The sequence below is a fragment of the Acinetobacter sp. WZC-1 genome, assembly GCF_052544965.1.
The window spans coordinates 1,259,374-1,280,636 of the sequence record NZ_CP199370.1; the positions used below are offsets into that span (position 1 = coordinate 1,259,374).

Annotated in this window: 17 protein-coding genes, 1 tRNA gene and 1 pseudogene; 9 read left to right on the forward strand and 10 right to left on the reverse strand. The window is 44.6% G+C overall.

The annotated features are described in order from the left end of the window. Positions 1 to 142 precede the first annotated feature (142 nt). The gene (locus tag ACT6PV_RS05750; protein WP_445115490.1) at positions 143 to 2,359 is read left to right on the forward strand and encodes a TonB-dependent receptor; all 2,217 of its coding nucleotides are present in this window, start codon (positions 143 to 145) and stop codon (positions 2,357 to 2,359) included. 62 nt (positions 2,360 to 2,421) lie between these two features. Here ACT6PV_RS05750 and dapC read toward each other — a convergent pair whose 3' ends face one another. Genes dapC through purT form a run of 3 tightly spaced genes read right to left on the reverse strand, consistent with a single transcriptional unit; the run spans position 2,422 to position 7,541 of the window. Next, the gene (dapC, locus tag ACT6PV_RS05755) at positions 2,422 to 3,591 is read right to left on the reverse strand and encodes a succinyldiaminopimelate transaminase (RefSeq protein ID WP_445115491.1); all 1,170 of its coding nucleotides are present in this window, start codon (positions 3,589 to 3,591) and stop codon (positions 2,422 to 2,424) included. A gap of 29 nt (positions 3,592 to 3,620) precedes the next feature. Continuing rightward, a complete protein-coding gene (glnD, locus tag ACT6PV_RS05760; RefSeq protein WP_445115492.1) occupies positions 3,621 to 6,293 on the reverse strand; it encodes a [protein-PII] uridylyltransferase in 2,673 nt (890 codons plus the stop codon). Between the two features lie 36 nt (positions 6,294 to 6,329). Beyond that, entirely contained in the window at positions 6,330 to 7,541 is a 1,212-nt protein-coding gene (purT, locus tag ACT6PV_RS05765; RefSeq protein ID WP_445115493.1) for a formate-dependent phosphoribosylglycinamide formyltransferase, read from the reverse strand. 293 nt (positions 7,542 to 7,834) lie between these two features. Here purT and ACT6PV_RS05770 point away from each other — a divergent pair, with 293 nt between their 5' ends. Together ACT6PV_RS05770 and ACT6PV_RS05775 are read left to right on the forward strand one after the other, a co-directional pair. Continuing rightward, positions 7,835 to 8,323 (forward strand): hypothetical protein, encoded by a 489-nt coding sequence (locus ACT6PV_RS05770; RefSeq protein WP_445115494.1) that lies wholly within the window; start codon positions 7,835 to 7,837, stop codon positions 8,321 to 8,323. Next, entirely contained in the window at positions 8,323 to 8,598 is a 276-nt protein-coding gene (locus ACT6PV_RS05775; RefSeq protein WP_445115495.1) for a hypothetical protein, read from the forward strand. Before ACT6PV_RS05770 ends, ACT6PV_RS05775 begins: the two co-directional genes overlap by 1 nt. Before the next feature lie 495 nt (positions 8,599 to 9,093). On the opposite strand, the gene ACT6PV_RS05780 is transcribed toward ACT6PV_RS05775, so the two are convergent. Continuing rightward, positions 9,094 to 9,804, reverse strand: a complete 711-nt coding sequence (locus ACT6PV_RS05780) for a Crp/Fnr family transcriptional regulator (protein ID WP_445115496.1) — start codon at positions 9,802 to 9,804, stop codon at positions 9,094 to 9,096. Between the two features lie 103 nt (positions 9,805 to 9,907). Between ACT6PV_RS05780 and ACT6PV_RS05785 the strand changes: the two genes are divergently transcribed. Continuing rightward, complete coding sequence (locus tag ACT6PV_RS05785) at positions 9,908 to 10,447, forward strand: Mpo1 family 2-hydroxy fatty acid dioxygenase (RefSeq protein ID WP_445115497.1); 540 nt, start codon at positions 9,908 to 9,910, stop codon at positions 10,445 to 10,447. 56 nt (positions 10,448 to 10,503) lie between these two features. Here ACT6PV_RS05785 and ychF read toward each other — a convergent pair whose 3' ends face one another. Further along, positions 10,504 to 11,595 (reverse strand): redox-regulated ATPase YchF, encoded by a 1,092-nt coding sequence (gene ychF, locus ACT6PV_RS05790; protein WP_445115498.1) that lies wholly within the window; start codon positions 11,593 to 11,595, stop codon positions 10,504 to 10,506. Between the two features lie 404 nt (positions 11,596 to 11,999). On the opposite strand from ychF, the gene ACT6PV_RS05795 reads away from it, so the two are divergent. Together ACT6PV_RS05795 and ACT6PV_RS05800 are read left to right on the forward strand one after the other, a co-directional pair. Further along, positions 12,000 to 12,764 (forward strand): glutathione S-transferase family protein, encoded by a 765-nt coding sequence (locus tag ACT6PV_RS05795; RefSeq protein WP_445115499.1) that lies wholly within the window; start codon positions 12,000 to 12,002, stop codon positions 12,762 to 12,764. 549 nt (positions 12,765 to 13,313) lie between these two features. Next, positions 13,314 to 13,784, forward strand: coding sequence for an Lrp/AsnC family transcriptional regulator (locus tag ACT6PV_RS05800; RefSeq protein ID WP_445115500.1), 471 nt, complete (start codon positions 13,314 to 13,316; stop codon positions 13,782 to 13,784). A 155-nt stretch (positions 13,785 to 13,939) separates the two neighbouring features. On the opposite strand, the gene ACT6PV_RS05805 is transcribed toward ACT6PV_RS05800, so the two are convergent. Both ACT6PV_RS05805 and ACT6PV_RS05810 read right to left on the reverse strand, forming a co-directional pair. After that, on the reverse strand, positions 13,940 to 14,689 hold the full coding sequence (locus tag ACT6PV_RS05805; RefSeq protein ID WP_445115501.1) for a YebC/PmpR family DNA-binding transcriptional regulator: 750 nt from the start codon (positions 14,687 to 14,689) through the stop codon (positions 13,940 to 13,942). Positions 14,690 to 14,831: 142 nt separating this feature from the next. Next, entirely contained in the window at positions 14,832 to 15,377 is a 546-nt protein-coding gene (locus ACT6PV_RS05810; RefSeq protein ID WP_445115502.1) for a 1-acyl-sn-glycerol-3-phosphate acyltransferase, read from the reverse strand. A gap of 278 nt (positions 15,378 to 15,655) precedes the next feature. Between ACT6PV_RS05810 and ACT6PV_RS05815 the strand changes: the two genes are divergently transcribed. Next, a tRNA-Ile gene (locus ACT6PV_RS05815) sits at positions 15,656 to 15,732 on the forward strand. Positions 15,733 to 15,865: 133 nt separating this feature from the next. Here the strand turns inward: ACT6PV_RS05815 and ACT6PV_RS05820 are convergent. Then, positions 15,866 to 16,780, reverse strand: coding sequence for a LysR substrate-binding domain-containing protein (locus ACT6PV_RS05820; RefSeq protein ID WP_445115503.1), 915 nt, complete (start codon positions 16,778 to 16,780; stop codon positions 15,866 to 15,868). 138 nt (positions 16,781 to 16,918) lie between these two features. On the opposite strand from ACT6PV_RS05820, the gene ACT6PV_RS05825 reads away from it, so the two are divergent. Both ACT6PV_RS05825 and ACT6PV_RS05830 read left to right on the forward strand, forming a co-directional pair. Further along, on the forward strand, positions 16,919 to 18,340 hold the full coding sequence (locus ACT6PV_RS05825) for an aspartate ammonia-lyase (protein WP_445115504.1): 1,422 nt from the start codon (positions 16,919 to 16,921) through the stop codon (positions 18,338 to 18,340). Positions 18,341 to 18,392: 52 nt separating this feature from the next. Then, a pseudogene (locus tag ACT6PV_RS05830) lies at positions 18,393 to 18,668 on the forward strand (type I-F CRISPR-associated endoribonuclease Cas6/Csy4); the annotation flags it as partial. 280 nt (positions 18,669 to 18,948) lie between these two features. Here ACT6PV_RS05830 and zigA read toward each other — a convergent pair. Both zigA and ACT6PV_RS05840 read right to left on the reverse strand, forming a co-directional pair. Beyond that, entirely contained in the window at positions 18,949 to 20,172 is a 1,224-nt protein-coding gene (gene zigA / locus ACT6PV_RS05835) for a zinc metallochaperone GTPase ZigA (RefSeq protein WP_445115505.1), read from the reverse strand. 52 nt (positions 20,173 to 20,224) lie between these two features. Further along, on the reverse strand, positions 20,225 to 20,938 hold the full coding sequence (locus tag ACT6PV_RS05840) for a D-Ala-D-Ala carboxypeptidase family metallohydrolase (RefSeq protein WP_445115506.1): 714 nt from the start codon (positions 20,936 to 20,938) through the stop codon (positions 20,225 to 20,227). Between the last annotated feature and the right edge of the window lie 325 nt (positions 20,939 to 21,263).

Below are 21,263 nucleotides of genomic sequence, written 5' to 3' on the forward strand. Positions count from 1 at the left end.
AATTGACATGTTTTAAAGCAATGATCAGCATCAGTTTATGCATCTCTATTTAAAAATATAGGTACATTGATATAAAAATAGTATGAATGATATCTATTCTCATTTATCATTTGAGGCCGGATTTTCTAAAAGTGGAATATTGATGTTAAAGCTCAAACCATTGGCCATGATGATGGCATATGTGTCAACGTGTGGTGTAGTGTATGCGGAGCAGCTTGCTGCAGATCAGACAGCAGCCGACAATAATCAGGTTGCAAAACTGGATACGATTCATATTGTGGCAAGTGCTGATGCATCGGTGGAAGGTCTGATGGGGGAGTTTGCCGGTGGGCAGGTTGCCAAAGGTGGTCGGGTCGGCATTTTTGGCAATCAGAAAAATCTGGATACACCTTTTAACCTGACCAGCTATACCAATCAATATATTCGGGAACGTCAGACAAAAAGTGTGGGTGACGTGCTGAAAGCTGATCCGAGTGTTCGGGTTGGACGTGGTTTTGGTAATTTCCAGGAAAACTATTATATTCGGGGATTTAATTTGGGCTCAGATGATACCGCTTATAATGGCTTGTATTCAATTTTACCCCGTCAGTATATTCCAACTGAACTCTTTGAACGAGTAGAGGTTTTTAAGGGGGCTTCTTCATTTTTAAATGGTGCAGCGCCAAGTGGCGGCGGCATTGGCGGGGTAATTAATGTACTGCCAAAACGGGCAGGTAATGATCCCTTAAATCGAGTCACAGTGGGGACAGATTTTAACGGGGGGTATATCTCCAGTGATTTATCGCATCGTTTTGGTGAAGATCAGCAATTCGGGGTACGCTTGAATACGGCTTACCACGGTGGTGATACACCGGTGGATGATGAAGAAAACTCTTTAGGCGTGGTTTCAATTGGATTGGATTACCGTGGGGACCGTTTACGTTTATCCGGAGATATGGGCTATACCAATAATCGTTTAAAGAAGACCCGTCCAAGTGTGACCCTGGGTAGCGGCATCACTTCAGTCCCTTCGGCTGTAGATAGTTCTGATAATTTTGCCCAGAAATGGTCATATTCCAATGAAGAAGACTATTTTGGCAGTTACCGTGCTGAATATGATCTGAATGATGCCATAACGGCGTACGCAGCATATGGTTTCAGACATGGAGAAGAGCAGAATAGTCTGGGGAATGTCACACTAACAAATGCAGCGACAGGCGATGGAACTTTTTATCGTTTTGATAATGCCCGTAAGGATATGGTGAATACTGGGGAAGTTGGAATTCGTAGTAAATTCAATACTGGTCCGATTGAACACAATCTTGTGGTGTCAGCTTCTGCATTCCAGATAAATACCCGAAATGCTTATTTCATGGATATGGGGAATCAATTCTCAACCAATATTTATCGGCCCGTGAGCTATGATCAGCCACCAGCTTTAACACCAATGTGGCGTGGTAATGATATGGGCTCTCCAAAACTCCAGACCAGGACTCGGCTAAGGAGTATTGCCATTGGCGATAATCTAAAGGCATTGGACGATAAATTGATCGTTATGCTGGGGGGGCGTTATCAGACGATAATGCAGGAAAATTATCAATATGATAACGGAGGGCAGGATCCATCTTATGATAAAAGTAAATTTACGCCAGCCGTTGGGGTAACCTATAGAATTACACCTGAAATCTCAGTGTATGGTAATTATATCGAGTCATTGGCAAAAGGTTTAAATGGCACAGTAAATAATGTAAATACATCACTCAAACCATTTGTGGCTAAACAAAAAGAAATCGGGGCCAAATATGAGAATGATCTGATTGGTGCGAGCATCAGTTTATATGACATCAATAAACAACGTGGCATCATGGAAAATGGTAATTTGAGTGATGGTGGTGAGTATGTCCATCGTGGCATGGAATTAAATACTTATGGAAAATTAACTGAGGATATAAAAATATTGGGTGGGTTGACCTGGATGCATGCCAGGCAAAAAGATACTGGAGATGCAGCTTATGACGGAAAATATGAAGTCGGTGTTCCAAAGTTCCAGGCAAATTTAGGAGCAGATTGGCAATTACCAATTCCTCAGAACATTTCACTGAATGCTCAGATCACATATACCGGATCAACCTATGCCAGCCTGGATAATAATCTGAAGGTAAATGACTGGACAACCCTGGACCTCGGCGCTATCTATAAAACAAAGATTGGTCAGATTCCGACAACGTTTAACTTTATGGTTAATAATGTGTTTGATAAGGATTATTGGGGGTCGGTTGGCTTATACGATAATATCAATAACGAAGGTAATACCAACAATGGTTATTTAGTTGCAGGTCAACCACGCACCTTTATGCTGAGTGCCAGTTTTGATTTTTAATGAATTATAACTCTACAAAAAACCTCAATTTTGAGGTTTTTTGTTTTCCGGATGATCAGAAATCAAAGAATGGTCTTTAACCGCCGGACCACTTCTTCACATTGCGCAATATCGGCAACCAGTGCCATGCGGACATGATTCTCGCCGGGATTTCCATGTTCAGTGTTTCGTGACAAATAACGGCCAGGCAACACTTTAATATTGGCGTGTTGCAGCAACATTCGGGAAAATTTTTCATCATCCTCAACGTTCAGCCAGTAATAAAAACCGGCGTCCGGCTTTTGCAGAGCAAGCAATCCGCCCAGTTCATGCTGAAATAACTCAAATTTTGCACGATAAAGCTGACGGTTTTCTTCGACATGGGTTTCATCATTCCAGGCCGCAATGGATGCAAGTTGATGCTGAACCGGCATGGCAGCACCGTGGTAGGTGCGATATTGCAGATAAGGTTTGAGTAAAGTTGCATCACCTGCAATAAAACCGGAGCGCAGACCAGGCAGGTTGGAACGTTTGGACAGTGAATGGAAAACCACACAGTTTTTATAATCATCACGTCCGATTTCAGCACAGACCTGCAACAGGCCGACCGGGGCTTCATCGAACCACAATTCGGAATAGCATTCGTCAGAGGCAATCACAAAATCATACTGATCTGAAAGTGCAATCAGTTTTTTCAGCTGTTCGCCGGAAAGTACTGCACCTGTGGGATTACCGGGTGTGCAGACAAATAATAATGCAGTTTTTTCCCAGACCTCGGCCGGTACAGCATCGAAATCTCCCAGATACTGGTTCGCTTCAGTACAGTTGATGAAATACGGTCTGGCACCGGCCAGCAGGCTTGCGCCCTCATAAATCTGGTAAAAGGGGTTGGGCATGACCACATAGGGCGCTTCGTCACGGTTAATGCAGGCCTGGACAAAGGAAAAAATGGCTTCACGGGTGCCTGAAACTGGCAGCACATGATCTTCAGCGCTGATGTGATTGAGCTGGAAGCGTCTGTTCAGCCAGTCGGCAATGCTTCGGCGCAGATCCGGCAGGCCTTTGCTGTTTGGATAACTGGATAAATGATTGAGCTGATCAATAATGGCCTGTTTTACAAATTCAGGTGCAGGATGTTTAGGCTCACCAATTGACAGGGGAATGAGCGGTAAATTGGCGGGCTGAATATCCTGAAAAAGCTGATTTAACTTTTCAAAAGGATAAGGGTGTAGCAGGGACAGACTTGGGTTCATGAACGATGTACCGATTTCAATAAATGCTTTTAAAATTCATGCTGGCTGGAGACCAGGCTGGATGCTTCATCCAGTGCGGATTTCAGCTGACTGGCAAAGAGCTGTGCCTGCTCCTGTGGCAGTGGCGTGCCATCTTTCCTGGTGACAAAGAAGATATCTTCCGCCCGCTCTCCCAGTGTGGCAATCCGGGCAGAATGAATGTCCAGCCCCTGCATCATAAAGATTCCACCGACACGGGCCAGTAAACCCGGCTGGTCCAGCGTTGAGATTTCGATCATATTCTGTTGCAGTGCTTCATTCAGGCTGATATCAACCGTATTTTCAATATCAAAATGACGCAACTGTCTTGGAATACGGCGCTGCATCAGGCCTGGATAGACATCTGCATTACTCAAGGCCTGGATCAGTGCCTGTTGTACGGTATGTTCACGTTCCGGGTCGGTCAGCAGGGTCCCGAAGCGATCTAGGACCACATAGGTGTCCAGGCTGAATGCCTTGGTTGCAGTAATAATGCGGGCATCCTGGACATCCAGGTTCATTTTGTCCAGTACCGCCACGGTGGTTGCAAATAAATTTGGCTGGTCCTGGGTATAAATAAAGATCTGTACGGCATCCTGTGCTGCCTTGCGGTGGGCACGTATCAGTACCAGCGGGGCTGGGTTATCACCATGCTGTAAAATGGCGCGGGTATGCCATACAATTTCATCGGCAGACTCCTTGAGGAAATATTCATCTCCCAGTTCCTGCCAGACTTTTTCCACATCTTCCAGGGAAAAGTCGTTGACCAGTTGTTCACTGGCTGCAAACCGGGTATCTTCAATCAGCATCTGATAGTCGACAGGACGCCCCAGCCCAGACCGGATCAGATCCCGTGCATGGGTATACAGCTGTCGCATCAGGGAGGCCCGCCAGGTGTTCCACAGTTTGGGATTGGTGGCGTTGATATCGGCAACGGTCAGTGTATACAAATAATCCAGATGTTCCATATCCCCCAGTTTTTCAGCAAATTCCCTGACCACATCCGGGTCGGAAATATCTTTTTTCTGGGCAGTGATGGACATTAACAGGTGATTCTGAATCAGCCAGGCCACCAGGTTACATTCACGCTCGGTAAAACCATGTGCCCGGCAGAACTCAACGCCATCCACAGCCCCCAGTTCACTGTGATCACCGCCACGGCCCTTGGCAATATCATGAAATAATGCAGCAAGCAGCACAATATCGCGGCGGACCAGTCGCTGATATACCGAGCTGACCACGCTATAGTCCCGGGCAAATTCCGGTTCCCTGAATCGGTTTAAATTTCTGATCAGTAACAGCGTGTGCGCATCCACGGTATAGATATGGAACAGGTCATATTGCATCAGCCCCATAATCTGTCCGAATGCCGGAATATAATTTCCGAGGACGCCATAGCGTTTCATGGACACCAGTGTGTCATACAGGCGATAGGGGGAGCGGATAATCGCCATGAACAGGGCCTGATGTTTCGGGTTATTCCGGTAGTTCTGGTCAATACGCCGTGCCGCCAGAATCAACAGGCGCAGTGTGCGTGCACGAATGCCTTCTATTTCCGGACGATTTGCCAGTAAGTGGAAAATCTCGAGAATTGCACTCGGATTTTCTGCAAAAATTTTATGGTGCTGTACCGCCAGTTTGCCATCCACCAGTTTGAAATGTTCATTGATATGTTCAATATTGCGCTCATAACCCGGCAGACGTGGTGCAATGACGGATTCATAAAAGTAGGCAAGCAGCATTTCATTCAGCGTGGTCACCGACTGAGCCGTCCGGTAGTAACGTTTCATGAACTGTTCAATTGGATAATTAATATGCTTGCCTTCTTCCCGGACATAACCGAATTTGGCTGCAATTTCACGTTGATAATCAAACAGCAGGCGGTTTTCATCCCGTTTGGTCAGGCGATGTAAATGATGGCGGATTTCCCATAGAAAACTTTCCGCTTCTTCCAGTACCCCCAGTTCAAACTCGGAGATGAACCCCAGATGTACCAGGTCATCGATACGATTGACCCGGAAGTGACGTTTGGCAATCCAGCCAATCTGGTTGATATCACGAATGCCGCCCGGTGCATTTTTAATATCCGGTTCCAGGTTGCTTTCGGTATTGTTGTGCTGAGCATAACGCCGGGCCTGTTCATCCATTTTGGCATCAAAAAAAGTTTTGTCGGTCCAGGTCTGGGAAACAATCTGACGGGGCCATTTTTCAAGATGAGGATTTCCGGTGATCAGGCGCGCTTCGATCAGCGTTGTAGCAACGGTCAGGTCACTGCTGGCCTGGTCATAACAACTGGGAATGCTGCGTACGCTGATCCCCGGCTTAAAATTACCGACATCCCACAGTGAAGAAATAAAGGCAGAGACGATTTTTTCCTGTTCTTCGGTCAGTTCCCCTTCTGACAGGATCATCAGATCAACATCTGAATAGGGCAGCATTTCCCGGCGGCCATATCCGCCCACGGCAAATAACCCCAGCTGGATCTGACTCAGTCCGGCATGGTTCCATATAAAAATTAAGGCTTCATCTATGGAGTCTGAGCGGGCACGGACAATTTCACGGATACTCTGGCCCTGATCAAAACGTTCCTGCAACTGCTGTTCGACATCGGTACGCCACTGGTTAATCGCCTGAATGTCGTGATCATCGGATACACAATGGAGCAGAGGAAGGGTTTTAATCATGAATGTGGTCCGACAAGTATAAACTATGAGGTAACTTTAGCTGTTAACCGTGACTTTTGCCGCCGCATCCGCTGCAATTTCACGGGCCTGATCCGTGGTTTCGGCACGGGCAGTTGCAACACCCATGCGCCGGCGTTTAAAACCTTCGGGTTTACCAAACAGGCGCAGGTCAGTGTCCGGATTTGCCAGGGCCTGTTCCAGATGGCTATACGAAAGATTGTCAGCATCCACACCTGCATAAATTACAGCACTGGCTGCAATGCTGTGACGACGGGTATTGACCGCTAAGCCAAGAATGGCGCGGGCATGTAACTCAAACTCACTCTGAAATTGCGATGCCAGTGTCACCAGGCCTGTGTCATGTGGGCGGGGAGACACTTCACTAAACCATACTTTATCACCTTTGACAAACAGTTCCACACCAAAAACACCACAGCCACCCAACGCTGCCGTGACTTTATGGGCAATCCTTTTGGACTCTTCAAGTGCCGACTCTGACATGGGCTGTGGCTGCCAGCTTTCTACATAATCACCGGCTTCCTGACGGTGACCGATGGCATCACAGAAATGGGTTTGAATTTCACCGGTTTCCGGGTTACACGCACGTACCGTCAGCAGGGTAATCTCAAAGTCAAAATTAATCTGTGATTCGACAATGACCTTGCCCTGATTGACGCGTCCGCCGGTCTGTGCATAGTCCCAGGCGGCATCAACTTCTGCAAATTCGCTGATACGGGACTGGCCCTTGCCGGAAGATGACATGACTGGTTTGACAAAGCTGGGGTAACCAATGTCATCACAGGCTGCCCGGAAGCTTTCCAGTGAGTCTGCAAAGCGATAGGCGGATGTGGGCAGACCCAGTTCCTCGGCTGCCAGCCGGCGGATTCCCTCACGGTTCATGGTTAAATTGACGGCTCTGGCAGAGGGAACGACCGTTACGGTCTGGTTGTTTTCAATGTCCAGCAGCACTTCAGTTGCAATGGCTTCAATTTCTGGAACAATTAAATTGGGTCTGACTTTTTCGATCAGTCTTCTGAGTTCAGCGGCATCAGCCATGTTGTGGACATGGGAGAAATGGGCAACCTGCATGGCAGGGGCATGTGCATAACGGTCAGCAGCATGTACCTCCACGCCCAGGCGTTGCAGTGAAATCACGACTTCCTTGCCCAGTTCACCTGCACCCAGTAACAGAACCCGAAAGGCAGAGGGTTGAAGTGGAGTGCCTATGCTTACGCTCATATGAATCATCCGTGCTTAATCTTAATGCGATGAGCTTTAAGCATAGCAGAACTGCAACCGGTGTTAAGCCTTGATTCACATAAAATAATAGTTTTATGAAGTATATATTCAGATCACGTTATTGCAATGATGCTGCAGGCCGGCGGAGCTAAGCGGGGCAATGAACCTGAATTTAAAATAGCTGACACAAGCAGAGGTGGCATCTGCCACTGAAAAGAAGATTAAAATGGAAAATGATGATTGTGTATTCAACCCGAATTCACTAGCATAGTGCCGGATGGTTTATTTCGGGTGATTTAATCATGTCAGTCATAAAGACACGCTTATGTTTGTTGATGCTGGGCGTTACTGTGGTTGGATTACAGGCGTGTGGTGAGTCGTCGGAGTCGGGTTCAGGGCAAAAGCAGAAAGTGGAAATTAAAGCCGCGCCTGTACTGACCAATGACGCGACTGTCTATGCGGCTGCAGCATGGAAACTGATGAACCAGGTTGATGCTTTTGTTTACCGTAAACAGTTGAATTTAATTGAAGCAAAAGTACGTAAACCGATACGCAAATTAAGTACCGACTGGCGTATTCATGTCAAGATGACAGACTCTGTGACGGAAGGTAAATATGCATTGTGCCGTAAGGCATTGACCAGCCTGGATAGCTGGGCCCGTGCAACGCTTGAAAAGGACAGTTTACTGCTTCAGAAACAGCGGGACTATGAGCGTGACAAATTGCAATGTAAGGATGCAATTGATAACCCGGCTCAGGGCAATACAAAAGCCTATAGCAATTTGTTTTAATGGCTTTTAAAAATCCATCTCTTAAAAATTTCTTTGCAGAATGGTCTGAAAACAACAAAAGCGGGATGCCTGATCCCGCTTTTTTAAATGATCAGGATTTAGTCAGCGCTTTAAGATCAGCTTTTGCCTTTGAAGTGCTGCTTTTCGCTTCAGTTTTTTTCGATTTTACTTTCTCTGTTGCTGTGCCTGCAGTGATTGCTGAATCATGTTTTACCGCTGCTGCGGTATCTTTTGCTTTTTTTGCAGTTTTATCTGCTGCTTTTTCAGCAGGTTGACTGACTTTCTCATGGGTGGTTTTAACGGCCGTATGGCTGGTTCGGGTTGTGGTTTTTACCAGGCCTGAAGCACCGACACATTTCCCGCCTTTATGGTTGGGACCGCTTCCGCCGGTAATGGTGGTTCCTTTGGGACATGCAAATGCTGTGGCACTTAGCATTGTGAAGAGACTGACTGTGAACAGGGTTGCGATTTTTTTCATGGTTTTTCAGCTTATTTGACTATGGTAATAGCACCATTTTCGCAATATATGATAATTTTTTAGCTGAAAAAACAAGGGTTCTGTATGTTTTCCTTTAAGAAATATATGTCTTGAAATGATGGATTGTTATTCCGGTGAAATTCTGTAAACGTACGGATGACAGGTCCATTTGATGTTCAATTGACAGGACATTACGGTCTGAATATGACTGTCCTGTGCATGTACTTTTTGTTCTCCTGAAGGTGTGATTACTGACAGACTGGTTATATACAATCTTACCTCAGAATGTTGCTTAACCCGATGAAAGCTGAATAATGCCGTTGGCGGCTTCGGTCAGTTTTTCTATCTCCAGCACTTCAATTTTGCGGAAAGAGACTTTTAACAAACCCTTTTTTTCCAGCAGATGCAATTCCTGATTAATGGTCTGTCTTGAGCACATCAGCATTTGCGCGAGTTGTTCCTGTGACAGATGAATGACATTATTTTCAATATGCAGATGATTGCCATAACCATTCAGAATAAACAGCAGTCGCTGAGCCAGCCGCTGGGTGAGGGGCTGTGTATGAATTGCAATCAGCTCCCTGAAAGCGTAGCGGAGTTTATGCGTAGCCAATTGTGCCAGATGATACCAGAGTTCGGGGTTTGTCTGTAATAAATGCTGAATGTTGGTTCCCGGAATGTGCAGAATCACAGATTTCTGTATGGTGATGGCATCATGTGAGCGTGGCCGGGTATCAATCAGTGAGATTTCACCAAACCACATAAAGGGTTCGGCAATGGCTGCAATCGCTTCTTTGCCCTCAAGGTCAATATAGCCCAGGCGAACGGCACCGTCCAACACAGCATAAAGCCCATTAAAGGGATCACCTGCATGAAAAATGCTCTGCTGTTTATCCAACCGAAGATATCGGGCATGCTCCAGTAGGAGTGTTTTAAATCGCTGGGGCAGTGCGGAAAACCATGTATTATTTTCAAGGTCTTTCAGGTGTGCGGTTCCGTGCATTGTTTGTCCTTTTAATATTTCTTGTAAAGTTGTCAGCTATCTGACATTCCTGTGCTCTGTTTTTTTATATGGTATAAAAATGAATTTTACAAGGAAGAATGTCATGACCAGACTCGAACAGGTATTGAGTAAATATGCAGCATATCATCTGGATCATAAAAATATTGTGACACATTTTATTGGTGTCCCAGTTATTGTATTTTCGATCCTTTGTCTGACTGCACGGGCAGGATTTATGGTCTCAGGTTTTGATGTTACACTGGCCATGGTGCTGATTGTGATCAGTGGTATTTATTATCTGAATCTGGATCGTATCTTTGGTGGCATATTGACGTTGTTGCTGGCAGTGGCGTATCCATTTGCGTGGCAGATTGCCCAGATGGATACCATGAGCTGGCTTGCCATCAGTGTCGGTATTTTTGTCTTCGGATGGGTTTTTCAGTTCATTGGACATTATTATGAAAAGAAAAAACCCGCATTCGTTGATGATTTGCAGGGATTAATCATCGGCCCGTTATTTGTATTGGCGGAGTTGATCTTTTTACTTGGTTTTCGTAAGGAACTACAGAGTATTATGCTGAACGAAGCGAGAAAGCAACGCGCAGAAATGAATGCAAAAAGTACGCATGCAACAATAGGTTGATACGCTGATGAATGATAAAAAAACTCCCGGTAACGGGAGTTTTTTATATTCAAACTTTATACATTGAAGCGGAAATGCAGGATGTCGCCATCCTGTACAACATAGGTTTTACCTTCCAGCCGCCATTTACCTGCTTCTTTGGCACCATTTTCACCATTGAACTGAATAAAGTCGTCATAGGCAACACATTCTGCACGGATGAAGCCCTTTTCAAAGTCGGTGTGAATCACACCGGCAGCCTGAGGTGCAGTTGCTCCTGTTTTTACAGTCCATGCACGTACCTCCTGGACACCGGCGGTAAAGTAAGTCTGTAGCCCCAACAGGGAATAGCCCGCACGGATCACAACATTCAGCCCCGGTTCCTGCATACCCAGTGCTTCCAGGAATTCAGCACGATCTTCATCTTCAAGCAATGAAATTTCCGCTTCAATCTGGTTGCAGAGGGGAACCACAATGGCATTTTCCTCAGCAGCTAACTTTTTCACAGCGTCTAAGTGCGGATTATTTTCAAAACCATCTTCTGCTACGTTGGCAATATACATGGTTGGTTTTAAAGTCATTAAACCGAAACCACGCACCAGTTTATGTTCATCATCATCCAGATCAGCAGCACGGGCAGGTTTTCCTTCGTCCAGCAGAGGCTGAATTTTTTCAAGAACGGATTTGGTGGCAACCGCTTCCTTATCACCGCCTTTTGCCGATTTGGCCAGCCGGGTAATTGCCTTGGCCACGGTTTCCAGGTCAGCAAGCGCCAGTTCAGTGTTAATGGTGGCAATGTCATCCAATGGGTCAATTTTGCCGTTGACATGAATCACATTTTCATCTTCAAAACAACGGACCACATGGGCAATGGCATCTGTTTCACGGATATTGGCAAGGAACTGATTGCCCAGTCCTTCACCTTTGGATGCACCGGCGACCAGTCCGGCAATATCCACAAACTCCATACTGGTGGGAATTACACGCTGGGGTTTTACAATGGCAGTCAGTTTGTCCAGACGCGGATCCGGTACCGGCACAATTCCGGTATTGGGTTCGATGGTACAGAATGGGAAGTTTTCAGCAGCAATGGCAGCTTTGGTTAATGCATTGAACAGGGTGGATTTACCGACGTTAGGCAAGCCAACAATACCACAATTAAAACCCATGAAATGACTCACAAAGTGTAATATAAAAATTGTGGATGATTTTACATGAAAGCCATGACAAAGTCAGGTCATGGCAGACAACTGCCTTAAAAAGCTGCATGGCCTGGCGTGACCGGATTCTTTTTCCCGGATTCAGGCATGATTCATGCCGGGATGAGGGATGAGTCTGTCAGACAGCAGATTCCGATAAATACGCTAAAATGCCCGGAATGACATTATAAACTGATCATAATCAATAGATAGTTCAACAGATTAACATGGATTTTTTGACGGATATTCACTACATAATGTACATTGAAACACGGGTCTGAGATGACTAGAGTCAGTATGATGACGTTTATGGGCTGCTCAGGCTGGCCCGCTGTCCGTGTCAGTATGCCATTTAAAGATAATCCGGAGAATTTATGCGTACGCTTTACCAGTTTCCTTTATCTCATTTTTGTGAGAAAGCCCGCTGGTTACTTGATCATAAAGCGCTTGATTATGTTGCGCATAATTTAATACCGGGTGTACATCGGGCTTTTGCTCAGATGAAAACAGGACAGAACAATCTGCCGATACTCAGGGATGGTGATCACTGGACGGCTGATTCAACACAGATTGCCCTGTATCTGGATGATGTGTATCCCGAGCATGCGTTGCTGCGCTCAGACCCCCGGCTCAGGGAAGCTGCATTGCAGGTCAATCAACTGGCCAGTGAACTGGGATTCCATGTCCGCCGCTGGGGCCTGGCACATACCCTGGCAGACAGCGATGAGTCACTGGAAATCATGATTGGTGAAAAAGGGTATTTGCGGCAGTTTGAGAAATTTTCCAAGCCGATTCTCAAAACGCTGGTGTCCAGGAGTTATCAGCTCGATGCTGACAAAGTTGCCGAATCGCGGCAGCGGATGGATGCAATTATTGACGAACTGAACGGTTACCTGGTCCAGAATGGCTGCCGCTATTTCATTGCAGATCGGTTGGGTCTGGCTGATATTGCCGTATGTTCCATGCTGGTGCCGTTGCTCGAACTGGAAGGAACGCCCTGGGAAAAGGAGCATGACCAGACCGGCTCAGAAGAATTCACTCAATATAAGCAAAATCTGCTGAATTTGCCACTGGGGCAATATGTACAGCGCATTTATATGACTGAACGAAATGCCAGAGTCGATTGGCGTGGGATGTAAAACCAGGTATATAAGTTAAAACAGTACAAATACATAAGTTAAAATAGCCTGTGATTCAGCAGTACTCGGCACATCCGTCACTGTGATAAAACAGCAGGGAACAGACCATGCTGTTCATCAGATCCAGTGGAATAAAATTGCAATTTACGACAGGGTTACGAGAAAAAAATCAGTAAAATATCAGGTTTTGATAAAAATTCCCGGAATTATTTTTAAATATGAAAATATTTATTAAAAAATATGGAAATTAATCTGTTTTAGGGAAATAATTCGGGCAGGATAGCGGTAACTTATATCACAGGGTGAGACGGGGATCGAAGAGAGCATGTCAGCTGAATCTGGGAGAAGGACGCTGACAACATCGACAGGAGCTCGATTCGGCTGAAAACGCTATTGACCACAAGTTGATAGGCACAGGCTATAAGTTACAGACCTTATAGTTGTTGAAGTAAACGGAAGTTTTCCCCTGACCCTGATCATTTGCCTGATATCACTTTATGACTATAGGTCCACATCCGCCATGAATGACCACAATCGATGGAGTCCGTGATGGAACTGGATCGTTACGACAAACAAATTCTTGAAATTCTGACCCACGAAGACCTTAATCTGAATGAGCTTTCAGAGCGTATTAATCTATCGGTCAGTTCGGTGCATCGCCGGATAAAAAATCTGATTGAAAGCAGCGTGATGACAGGGCTGAAGCGCGATATTAATTTTGAGAAACTGGGGTTCAGCCTGCATGTATTATTGCAGGTGTCCCTGAATAAACATGACAGCGACACCTTTGCCAGATTCCTGGAAGAACTTGAAAACATCCCTGAAGTCATCAATGCTTTTCTGGTTACCGGTCAGGCGGCTGATTTTATTGTGGAAGTGATTGCCAGGGATATGGAAAATTACAGTGAAATTCTATTAAAGCGGGTGGGCAAGATTGAGCATGTGGTTGCACTGCATTCCAGTTTTGTCATTAAGGAATACAAGGTATTTAATTGCAGTGGTTTACTGGACCGGGTATGAATGACTGAGGGCACAGGATTTTCTATCCATCATGACTGGAACTGGATAGTCCGGGATGATGCAACAGCTTTTACTGAAAATAAAAAACGCACAGCGAACCGTGCGTTTTAATCTGTACTGACTCAACTGAAACCGTCCAGCGTCAAAGCATGCAACTAAGCGTCAAGCTGTTCCAGCACTTCATCTGAGAATTCAACATTGGTATAAACGTTTTGAACATCATCCAGATCTTCAAACATATCAATCATTTTCATAATCTGTTTTGCCTGATCGATATCAGTAATTTCTGCTTTGGTGGATGGACTCATTACCACCTCTGCATTGTCTGATTTCAGTCCTGCAGCGGCCAGGGCATCCTGTACATCACCGAAACTTTCCGGCGTAGTAATCACCAGAATGCCGTCTTCACTGACTTCAATGTCTTCGGCGCCGGCATCCAGCGCGATATCCATGATTTTGTCTTCCAGTGAGACATCCTCAAAGCTGATTTCACCGCGTTTGGTAAACAGATAGGCAACCGAACCTGCGGTTCCCAGATTCCCATTGGTTTTGGAAAAACAATGCCGGACATCCGGTACAGTACGGTTTAAGTTGTCGGTCATGGTTTCAACAATAACTGCAACACCGCCAACTCCATAGCCTTCATACGTGATCTCTTTCAGATCATCATTGTCTTCGCCACCGGCTCCCCGCTGAATGGCACGGTTAATCGTGTCACGTGTCATATTTACTGAAAGTGCTTTTTCAACAACAGCACGCAAACGAGGATTACTCGCTGCGTCTGGACCGCCTAGTCTTGCAGCAGTCACGATTTCACGGATGTATTTAGTAAAAACTTTACCGCGACTCGCATCTTGTTTCGCTTTACGATGCTTAATATTGGCCCATTTAGAATGACCCGCCATGGAAGTAACTCCAAAAAATTAAAACTCAAAAAAGTGCAGGAATATTAGCATAGCGATGGTTTTGTTGAAAACTCTCGGAGCCAATATTCAAAATTTAAAATCTTGATCAAGTATCAAAGATTGATCAAATAGATGGAATAATTTAGTTAATTTTCACATCAATATCATACTCAGCATAAAGTGCTTTGATTTTTTCTAAATCTTGTTGCAAATCTGTTGGGTAAATTTTACCTAAAATTCCGCCTTGTTTAGTGCGTGCATTGGCATACATCAAAATAATCGGCACATTGGCGGCTTTGGCGATATGCCAAAAACCAGTGCGGATAGGTTTGCGCTCTTCACCATCTTTTGCACGTGTTGCTTCAGGCGCAATCACTAGATTAAAGCTGTCATTTTGATTAAATAGCTCAACCATTTGCGTCACGATATCTTTATTGGCTTTACGGTCGACTGCAATGCCGCCTAAACGTTCTAAGACTGGTTTCAACGGGCCTTTGAATAATTCTTTTTTGATTAGGGTATGAATTTTAAGTTCTAAAATTTCAAATAAAGCGAGGGAGAGGATGGTATCCAGATTTGAGGTATGCTCAAAGCCAATAATGACTTGTTTTTTTTCTAAAATGCCTGGGTCAACGTTATATTCCCAACCTGTTGCTTTAAAAATAGATTTTCCTAAAAATTTTTTCATGTTTATCATCATAGGCTTTGCGTCGCAGCAGTGTAATACGAGTTTTCAGGAAAATACATATCCTAAAACACCAGATGAAAAAAATTGGATGTCTTATTAATGATCAAAATAGTGCAATATGATCTTTACTCAAGCTGGGAAGATCAGATAAAATCAGCGCAGTTTATGATTTTTAACATTATTTTCAGTAATTTGATAAAATCATCTGCTTGTAATTTAAGTTAAATTTGACTAAGATCAGGCAGCATTAATCATACATAAAATATGATTTAAGTTTAGGGCCTATAGCTCAGTTGGTTAGAGCAGCGGACTCATAATCCGTTGGTCCCGTGTTCGAGTCACGGTGGGCCCACCATTTATATCTATCAGAATTATTCGCTTACGGGGCATAATCCGTGGCGTTCCATTCTCATCACGCAGGCATTCAGCCGTCTGTAAACTCAATTTACCCATCTAAAATTTAAAACATACATCCATATTGGATTTATTTATGAATGATTCTGGTCAGTTGCCGATTGGTGCTGTATCAGCTTTTCCCACAGCATTAAAATCGATTCCCGGTGCATCAGATTACTTTTAAAAATATAAATTCGCTGATTTCTGTAAATCAGCCGCTCATCGCAGATTGCCAATTGACCGGCAGATAATTCATTGCTGACGGTCAGTTCCGGTAGCCAGGCAATCCCCAGGCCCTGCAGGACCAGATCCTTTACATTGTTGGCATTATCCGTTTCGTATAAAACCCGGTAATTCAGATGCTCTGCAATCAGCAGTTTGTTGACCAGCAGTCTCAGATAGGCTTTGGGGCTGTAGGTGATGAGCGGGAAATTCTGATGAATATTGAATTTTTTATGTTGATGCTGATCCATCAGCGTGACCGGAATAATATCGGTTTCCCCGATTTTCATATAGGACAGAATGCTGGAATTGATGGTGGAGATTAACTGGGTATCTGCATAGCAGATCATAAAGTCACAGGAGCCTTCCTTTAACAGGTTAATACCTTCGTTGACATTGGTGGCAATAATTTCCAGTTTGAAGTTGGCAATATTTCCGGGAAATAATTTAATAAAGTTCGAAAAGAAGTTGGATGCCAGTGAATGGGCAACTGCAAAACGGATGGACAGATTATTTTCCTTTTCCATGTTATGCAAAAGGGTGATGGTTTCGTGTAATTGCCGGGCAATATTCCGGGCAGTTGAAAGAAGGACCTGACCCGCCTCGGTAAACTGAATGTCTCTGAAGTTTCTTTCAACAACCTGAAAACCCAGGGTTTGTTCAATATGCTGTAGGCGTCTGGTGAAGGCAGACTGGCTGATGAAGCGTACCTCGGCAGCCTTTGAAATTGATCTGGTTTTTTCAAGCGCGAGTAAATCTTCAATCCATCTGATTTCTAAATTCATGATGAGGGGCAGCTGACAATTCAGGAATTATTATAAATCAAACTATGCAAAAAACGCATAGCAAAAGATGACAATGCATTAGCGACAGAAAATTCCACTGCTTATGATGAGTCAACGCATTTAAAGTGTAGTGTCAGCATGAACGCAGAAATTCTATCCAGAACTGAAAAAGATTTATTGGGTTTAAAGGAAGTTCCTCAGCAGTTTTATTTTGGTATTCAGACCTTAAGAGCGGTTGAGAACTTCAATCTGACCCAGGCGAAAATCGGTGATCATTTTAATTTCGTTAAAGCACTGGCGATGGTGAAACAGGCCTGTGCAGCAGCGAATCATCAGTTGGGACTACTGGATCAGGAAAAGTACAACAGTATTGTATATGCATGTCAGCAACTGATTTCCGGTAAATTTCATGAGCAATTTCCTGTGGATATGTTGCAGGGTGGTGCAGGGACCTCCACCAATATGAATGCCAATGAAGTGATTGCAAATATTGCGCTCGAGTTCATGGGGCATGACAAGGGCATGTACCGTTATTTACATCCGAATAATGATGTCAACATGTCACAGTCGACCAATGATGTGTATCCCACAGCGATACGGCTGGCGTTATTATTTGACCTGGACCGTTTGAATCTGCGTTTCAAAAGCTTGATTTCCAGTCTGAAAATGAAAGCTGAACAATTCAGTGATGTCCTGAAAATGGGCCGAACTCAGTTGCAGGATGCCGTACCCATGACGCTGGGGCAGGAGTTTTATGCATTTGCGGTAACTCTGGAAAAAGACCTCGCGAAAATCAACAGCATTGTTCCTGACAGCCTGAGTTATGTAAATTTAGGCGGAACTGCGATTGGTACCTGTATCAATACGCATGCCGGGTATGTTCAGCTTGCTGTTACGGCACTGGCCGGTATCAGTCAGAAGACCATTAAATCTGCACCGGATTTAATTGAAGCAACCTCAGATATGGGTGATTTTGTGCTTTTATCCAGTCTGCTCAAAAGAACTGCAACTAAATTATCCAAAATTGCCAATGACTTAAGGTTGTTGTCCAGTGGCCCCCGTACCGGGATTCATGAAATTAATCTGGAGGCCCGGCAGCCGGGTAGTTCGATTATGCCAGGTAAAGTGAATCCCGTGATTCCGGAGGCAGTGAATATTTCGGCATTTCAGGTTATTGCCAACGATCTGGCTGTTACATTTGCCGCTGAAGCAGGTCAGTTACAGTTAAATGCCATGGAGCCACTTATTGCCTTTAAGTTGTTTGAGTCAATGGATTTGCTGGGTAATGCAATGCAGATGTTTGAAACAAAATGCATCAGTAGCATTACTGCCAATAAGCAACAGTGTAAGGACTATGTGGAAAATTCGATTGGTATTGTGACTGCATTGAATCCTTATCTTGGCTATGAAACGACCACCCGGATTGCAAAGAGCGCAGCCGAGTCAGGTAAAAGTGTGATTGAGTTAATCCGTGAAGAAAATCTGTTGTCTGAGGATGTGCTTGCAAAAGTCCTGTCGGTTGAATATATGCTGAATCCTCCCCTGGATATCGCCGTATAAATATATTGCTGGAGAAGCTCATTTTCGGGAGGAGGTCAATCTGGACGACAGATATAAGCGTAAACAGGTGAAAACTAATCCGCAGCGTTTGGCTCATCATCGTGTGAAGCGTGGTGATATTGGTTTTGATGAAGCATTGGTTCGTTATAGCAATGCTGTAATAACAACGGATTTACCTTATATCCAATTGCTAAGTTTAAGTACTTCTGATGAACAAGATAAGAAACGGTTTAAGTTGTTCATTGAAAAGAAACCCGCTGAAAAATCTGAAACTCAGATTTTTAGTACCTATGGTTTAAGTTCACAGAGTTCCGTACCCGAATTTTAACCCAATATTTTTATACTCTTTAATAGCTTAATAAAATCAATAAGTTATAAACGTGGGTTGAAACTTGGGTCTTTGATTGGATTTAAAGCTTAACCTACTGTTATAGCTTTATTTTTTGTGTTAATTTTACTGTTCACTGCCATGTAGGCAGCTTAGAAAAATGGGTGGAATATTTAGAATTCGTTTCCGATGTTCACTGCCATGCAGGTAGCCTGAAAAATATAAGATTCACCGGCAATCCATTGATGACCGGTGAATCGCGCCTTTTCATTAAATTCGGTTATGCGCTAACATCATTCCAGCCTGGGAACGGATTAGCCAGCTGCATCCAGCTTTCAGGTCCCTGCGCCATCTCCGTGTCTGTTAACAGACATTCATCCAATTGATGTCTCAATGCCTGTTCATTCATGTTCATGCCGATAATGACAATTTCCTGACGGGCATCGCCGGTTTTCGGGTCCCAATTGTTTTCAATGGCTGTAATGCTCTGAAGGTCCTGTGGCCAGTTTTCCTGAGGAACGGCAGCCCACCAGTAACCGGCAACACCATGACGTGCCATTGCCCCGGCCTGTGACCATGAACCGGCAAGAGATGGATCAGACGCCAGCCAGAAGAAACCTTTGGAGCGGACCACACCAGGCCAGTCAGTATTCACAAACTGGTAAAAACGCTCAGGGTGAAACGGACGTCTGGCCCGATAGACAAAGCTACTGATGCCATATTCTTCAGTTTCAGGGGTATGCTCACCGCGCAACTCCTTTAACCATCCCGGTGCCTGGGCGGCTTCATTAAAGTCAAATAACTGTGTATTCAGTAGCTTATCCAGATTGACTTTGCCAAACTCGGAAACTTCAATATGTGCTCTGGGGTTCAGAGAGTGCAGAATGGCAAATAAACGTTCTTTTTCCTCATCATTAATTAGGTCGACCTTGTTCAGGACGATCACATCACAGAATTCAATCTGATCAATCAACAAATCCACTACAGTACGCTCATCCTGTTCACCCAGTGATTCACCACGTTCCTGTAAATGATCGGTTGAGCCATAATCCCGTAAAAAATTAAAGCCATCCACAACGGTAACCATGGTATCCAGTCGGGCAAACTCATTCAGTGAAGCGCCTTGTTCATCTTCAAAGGTAAAGGTTTCTGCAACAGGCAAGGGCTCGGAAATCCCAGTGGATTCAATAACCAGGTTGTCAAAACGCTGTTCTTCTGCCAGCCGGCGGACTTCCACCAGTAGATCTTCACGCAGGGTGCAGCAGATGCAGCCGTTGCTCATTTCGACCAGTTTTTCGTCAGTCCGGGAAAGTTCGGCACCGCCTTCCCGGACCAGGGCTGCGTCAATATTGACTTCTGACATATCGTTGACGATGACGGCGATACGGCGGCCTTCACGATTATTCAGGATATGATTTAAAAGCGTGGTTTTTCCAGCCCCTAAAAATCCGGATAAAACCGTTACAGGAAGTCTGCTGGATGTGGCTAAGGAAGTATTGTCCATTGGCTGCTGCTCTCATGTCTGGAGGATAAAATTTTTCAGATAATTGATTGCGTCATGTGGGATGCCCGGGGAAATCATGGCGCTTTAAACATATTGAAGAGGTACTGAGATGATCCGGCCCCCAGGAACGATATCCCAGGCTGTCAATATGAATCTGTCCGGATGCATAAACGCCCAGTCCCATATGCAGTGGTTCACCATATTGCGCCCAGAACTGGCACAATCTAGTTTTGGTGAGCTGGATGTGTGCCTGCTCATCTATGGATGGTTGTTCAGGCCCGATCCGGAAATCCAGTGCGGCATTCAACACATGGCGGGATGAATCTGCACCGCCCGCACAGCGATTCAGGTATGAATTGCGATATACCGAGGTCACTGTGAAATCCGTCAGAATTCTATGATCCACCAGTTGTTTCAGTATGCTGAGGGTGGGAACAATGTTATGCCACAGCGCCTGGGGCGGGACCTCAAACTCCTGCGCATTGCATTTTTGCCAGTCTCTTGCACTGTGGAATAACGCATCATCGGGAACCACACTGGCCAGATGGTATTGGCCCAGGAAGTTTTTATACTGCTGTACCTGTTGCTGGTGTTCAGGGAGGGCTAACCAATTGAGGTAAGTTGCTGAAACAGGTGGATGTGCATGCGATGTGTGGCTGTTCTGTGTAACCAGCGGTTGTGGCTGCACCACCTTCTGTATGGGTTGCCGTGATGGACTGCATGCAGAAAGCAATAACAGCAGGCTCACAGAGTATATTGACTTCATGGTATTTCGTGCCGTCGTCAGTTCAGCGCAGAATTATTAATTGGTTATTTGTTATGTTATAACATAACAATTAATTTAAAAAGCATTTTTAATGATCAGCCTAAGGCTTATTTATGAAATCTGTATTTAACTTTTATACAAATATATGTTTTTTATAAATAAATTTATTGTGATGGAATGGAAATTTAAAACTGAATATAGCGATATGGAGGGGTCAGATGTTATGGATTGATCGGTATGGCGGAGTTGGAAATAACAGATTTTTTTTGCAGATATTGATTTATTGCCGTATCGCTGGGAATTTTTGCTATATCTATATATAGTG